At 66.0% G+C, this 4225-nt stretch carries 6 protein-coding genes; 2 read left to right on the top strand and 4 right to left on the bottom strand.

What is annotated here, in order from left to right; all coding sequences use genetic code 11:
* Nucleotides 1-190 precede the first annotated feature (190 nt).
* A complete protein-coding gene (gene fur, locus B0684_RS13450; protein WP_018145396.1) occupies nucleotides 191-616 on the bottom strand; it encodes a ferric iron uptake transcriptional regulator in 426 nt (141 codons plus the stop codon).
* A 98-nt stretch (nucleotides 617-714) separates the two neighbouring features.
* Between fur and B0684_RS13445 the strand changes: the two genes are divergently transcribed.
* Complete coding sequence (locus B0684_RS13445) at nucleotides 715-1077, top strand: outer membrane protein assembly factor BamE (RefSeq protein WP_018145395.1); 363 nt, start codon at nucleotides 715-717, stop codon at nucleotides 1075-1077.
* 41 nt (nucleotides 1078-1118) lie between these two features.
* On the opposite strand, the gene B0684_RS13440 is transcribed toward B0684_RS13445, so the two are convergent.
* From B0684_RS13440 to B0684_RS13430, 3 genes are read right to left on the bottom strand one after another with little or no spacing between them, the layout of a single operon-like run.
* Complete coding sequence (locus B0684_RS13440; RefSeq protein ID WP_018145394.1) at nucleotides 1119-1472, bottom strand: RnfH family protein; 354 nt, start codon at nucleotides 1470-1472, stop codon at nucleotides 1119-1121.
* A 28-nt stretch (nucleotides 1473-1500) separates the two neighbouring features.
* A complete protein-coding gene (locus tag B0684_RS13435) occupies nucleotides 1501-1941 on the bottom strand; it encodes a type II toxin-antitoxin system RatA family toxin (RefSeq protein WP_018145393.1) in 441 nt (146 codons plus the stop codon).
* The gene (locus tag B0684_RS13430; RefSeq protein ID WP_018168070.1) at nucleotides 1941-3299 is read right to left on the bottom strand and encodes a sodium-dependent transporter; all 1359 of its coding nucleotides are present in this window, start codon (nucleotides 3297-3299) and stop codon (nucleotides 1941-1943) included. The genes B0684_RS13435 and B0684_RS13430 overlap by 1 nt, the downstream gene beginning before the upstream one ends.
* A gap of 197 nt (nucleotides 3300-3496) precedes the next feature.
* Between B0684_RS13430 and smpB the strand changes: the two genes are divergently transcribed.
* On the top strand, nucleotides 3497-3976 hold the full coding sequence (smpB, locus tag B0684_RS13425) for an SsrA-binding protein SmpB (protein WP_018168069.1): 480 nt from the start codon (nucleotides 3497-3499) through the stop codon (nucleotides 3974-3976).
* Nucleotides 3977-4225: the final 249 nt, after the last annotated feature.

Below are 4225 nucleotides of genomic sequence, written 5' to 3'. Positions count from 1 at the left end.
CAAGAAAGTACCTCGCGGCGCGCTGGCGAGTCAGCGCATGGCAGGCGGCCGGACGAAGCCCCCGTAAACACCGATCGCCGAACCGGGACCAGCCACTCCTGGGCGAACAATAGCCCGCAAGCGGGCAGGCATCACACGCCGTGTGTGACGCATGGGCGCGACTGGGACAGCGGCTACGGGAAGCGCGTGGTCAGGCGGGGCGGTGGGGGCAAGCGCTGTCGGTGCAGTCGCCGTACAGGACCAGCGCGTGGTCCTTGATGGCAAAGCCGTGGTGCTGCGCCACCTCGCGCTGACGCCGCTCGATGGTCTCGTCGAAGAACTCCTCCACCCGCCCGCACTGGTTGCAGACGATATGGTCATGGTGCCCGCCCCGCTCCAGCTCGAACACCGCCTGGTTGCCCTCCAGGTGCAGGCGGCAAACCAGCCCGGCCGCCTCGAACTGCGTCAGCACGCGATACACCGTGGCCAGACCGATTTCCTCGCCGGAATCGAGCAGCTCGCGATAGATCGCCTCGGCCGTCAGGTGACGGGTTTCCGAGTTCTCGAGGATCTCGAGGATCTTCATCCGCGGCAGCGTGACCTTGAGCCCGGCCTTCTTGAGATTACTCGTTTCCATTGCCCGTTTTCCCGGTCCCGTCCGCTTGAGAGAGGCGGGACGCTTTGGTGTACCATGCGCGTTCACGGCCCACCAGACGCCGAGGACCGCCCGCTCAGATGATCAAGATTCTCATTTCTATCGCCGTGGCCGCAAGCCTGCTGAGCGCCTGCGGTGGCCTCAACCAGTTCCGTCTGGATGTCCAGCAGGGCAATGTGATCGACCCCGTACAGGTGGCCCAGATCCAGCCCGGCATGACCCCGCAGCAGGTCCGCTTCCTGATGGGGTCGCCCCAGCTGGAGCCCGCCTTCCGGGCCGATGACCGCTGGGACTACGTCTACTATCGCCGTCCAGGCTTCGGCTCCACCGAACGCCAGCGAGTGACCGTGCATTTCGACAACGGCGTAGTCAGCCATGTGGATGCCGACATCCCGCAGCCGGTGGCGCTGGACGAGCATCCGGTAGACAGAGACAACGACTGACACCCGCATGCGGCGGCATATTCCTCCGCCGCACGCCCCTGCTACTCCTTCGCGTTGTCGGCCGGCGCCTCCTTCGGCTTGTCGTCGGCGGCGCCGGCGTCACCCTTGCCCGGCTTCTTCTTGCGCCCCTTGTCGGCACGCTGGCGCCGCACCTCCTTCGGGTCCGCGATCAGCGGGCGATAAACCTCGATGCGGTCGCGTGGGCGCAGCACGGTGTCCCTACGGGTGATCTTGCCGAAGATCCCGACCTTGGCGTTGTCCAGATCGATCTCGGGGAACTGCAGTTCAATCTCCGACTGGCGCAGCGCGGTATCGACCGTCGTGCCCTCGGGCACCACCAGCGGCAGGATCACCTGCCGGTCGGGCCGCGCGTAGGCAATCTCCACCCGGATCATGCCGCCCTCTGCGGCCGGTGCCACGTGGCTATCCGTCACCGTGGACCTCGCGCGCGCGCTGGACAAAGGCATCCACCAGCGAATTGGCAATCTGAGTGAACACCGGGCCAATCGCAAAGGCCATGAGCCGGTTGGCAAACTCGAACTCCAGCTCCAGGGCGATGCGGGTCTTGCCACCCTCGACCTCGGTAAAGCTCCAGGTCCCGTGCAGGCGTCGGAACGGCCCGGAGACCAGGCGCATGTCGATGCTTTCCGGGCGCTTGAGCGTGTTCCGGGTGGTGAACGACTTGTGCAGCGCCCCCTTGGCCAGCTCGATCGTGCCCTCCACCTCGTGCTCGCCACGCGGGCGCGCGGAGGCACTGCGGCAGCCGGGCAGGAACTGCGGATAGGCGTCTACGTCATTCACCAGATTGAACATCTGTTCACGGCTGTAGGGCACGTCCGCGTAGCGGCGAATCTTCGAGGCCATCAGATCAACTCCACGGCGCGCAGGAACACAAACAGGATCGCGACCGGCGCGACGAAACGCACCAGAAAGTACCAGACCTGGTACAGGACCGGGTGCTTGAGGCGCAGCTCGGACTGCACCGAGCGCTCGGTCATGCGCCAGCCCACGAAGATCGCGATCAGGAACCCACCCAGCGGCAGCAGGATGTTGGCCGTCACGTAATCCAGCAGGTCCAGGATGCCCATGTCGAACAGGGTGTAGTCGGACCAGACGTTCAGCGACAGCAATGCGCCGATGCCGAGGAACCAGGCCCCGATGGCGATCATCGCGGTCGCCATCACCCGGGTCAGCCCCATGTTCTCGACCAGGAAGGCGACCGCCGGCTCGATGATGGAGATCGCCGAGGTCCAGGCCGCAAACACCAGCAACACGAAGAACATGGTGCCGAAATACAGCCCGCCCGGCATGTCGGCAAAGGCCAGCGGCAGGGTCACAAAGATCAGCCCCGGCCCCTGCTCCGCCGACAGCCCGGCCCCGAGCACGATGGGGAAGATCGCCAGCCCGGCCATGATCGCGACCAGGGTGTCCGCCCCGACCACCGCCGCGGAGGTGCGCGCGATGGACGCATCGCTCTGCAGATAGCTGCCGTAGATCATGATCGCGCCCATGCCCAGGCTGAGCGTAAAGAAGGCCTGGCCCATCGCCAGCAGAACCGCGTTGGCGGACAGCGCGGAGAAGTCCGGATACAGCAGGAACTCCAGTCCGGCGAGGAACTGCCCCTCGACCATCGCATAGCCGACCATCACCACCAGCATCACGAACAGCAGCGGCATCAGAATGGTCACCGCCTTCTCCAGGCCGGACTGCACCCCACGCGCGACCACCATCGCCGTCATCACCATGAAGATCGTGTGCCAGGCCAGCAGGGCCTCCGGGTCCGCCAGCATGTTGCCGAACATCGACTCCGAGCCATCCGCATCCAGCCCGAGAAAGCCGCCGGTCCCCGACTTGAAGACATACGACAGCGACCAGCCCGCGACCACGCTGTAGAACGACAGGATCAGAAATCCGGCCAGCACCCCGATCCAGCCGATCATGCCCCACGCGCGCGTCAGGCCCTCCTCGCGCGCCAGCGCCGACATGGTGTTGATCGGGCTCTGACGCCCGCGCCGGCCCAGCAGGATCTCCGCCATCATCACCGGCAGGCCGATCAAAAGGATGCAGCCGAGATAAACCAGCACAAAGGCGCCACCCCCGTTCTCACCGGCGATATAGGGGAAACGCCAGATGTTGCCCAGGCCAACAGCCGAACCCGTGGCCGCGAGAATGAAGGCCAGGCGGGTCGTCCATTGCCCGTGGATCGAGGTCGTGGCTGGCATCAGTGGCTCCTTGTTGAACGGAGACGGAGGCGCTCCCGTGGGCCGCCGCCCCCGGGATCGGCCGGGGCCGGTCGCTCAAGCGCATCGCCGGGTCCGCCGGAATTGTGGGGCAGCGGGTCGCCCGGCTCAACTTTCACCCCGCGCGCCCGGACATTCGGACTGCTTCGGCCGCCCGCCTGCAGTACACTGCCCGGGTTATGGGAAAGAACAAGAAACAAGCCAAGGAACCGTCCAGCACCATCGCCCTCAACCGCAAGGCGCGCCACGAATTCTTCATCGAGGACCGCCTGGAGGCGGGGATGGAGCTCGAGGGCTGGGAGGTCAAGTCGATGCGCGCGGGCCGCGCGCAGCTGAGCGAGGCCTACGTGCTGCTGCGCAACGGCGAGGCCTTCCTGTTCGGGGCCCACATCACCCCGTTGCCGACCGCCTCCACCCATATCAATCCGGATCCCAGCCGCACGCGCAAGCTGCTGCTGCATCGCGCGGAGATCAACCGCCTGGTCGGCGCAGTGGAGCGCAAGGGCTACACCCTGGTGCCCATGGCTCTGTACTGGAAGCGCGGGCGAGCCAAGCTCGAGATCGGCCTCGCCAAGGGCAAGAAGGAATACGACAAGCGCGCTGACAAGAAGGACAAGGACTGGGAACGCGAGCGGGCGCGGATCCTGAAGCACGGCTAACGCCACCCCGCCCCGCCCACCATCCCCATTCCGACTCGCGCCGGACCCGCCCTCTCATCCCGGGATGTATGCAGTGCCCTCTTCCTGCCATCTTCCAGGGGGGGGCTGGGCCTGGTTCAGCATCCAGTGTTTACATGCCTTCGTCGGGCCGCCTGCCAACTTGGCTGGCCCGGGTTCGTCCTCTGGTGTTTACGGTGCCTTCGTCTGGCCGCCTGCCACGCGCTCTCTCGCGAGCGCACCGCGAGGTAC

The sequence above is a fragment of the Thioalkalivibrio versutus genome (assembly GCF_001999325.1).
GTDB lineage: Bacteria > Pseudomonadota > Gammaproteobacteria > Ectothiorhodospirales > Ectothiorhodospiraceae > Thioalkalivibrio > Thioalkalivibrio versutus.
Note: the sequence above shows the minus strand (reverse complement) of the source record. Positions and strands in the feature narration are given on the sequence as shown.

Coding starts and splice junctions, on each gene's coding strand:
- fur (WP_018145396.1), bottom strand. CDS start 616: ATGGAAACGAGTAATCTCAAGAAGGCCGGGCTCAAGGTCACGCTGCCG.
- B0684_RS13445 (WP_018145395.1), top strand. CDS start 715: ATGATCAAGATTCTCATTTCTATCGCCGTGGCCGCAAGCCTGCTGAGC.
- B0684_RS13440 (WP_018145394.1), bottom strand. CDS start 1,472: ATGATCCGGGTGGAGATTGCCTACGCGCGGCCCGACCGGCAGGTGATC.
- B0684_RS13435 (WP_018145393.1), bottom strand. CDS start 1,941: ATGGCCTCGAAGATTCGCCGCTACGCGGACGTGCCCTACAGCCGTGAA.
- B0684_RS13430 (WP_018168070.1), bottom strand. CDS start 3,299: ATGCCAGCCACGACCTCGATCCACGGGCAATGGACGACCCGCCTGGCC.
- smpB (WP_018168069.1), top strand. CDS start 3,497: ATGGGAAAGAACAAGAAACAAGCCAAGGAACCGTCCAGCACCATCGCC.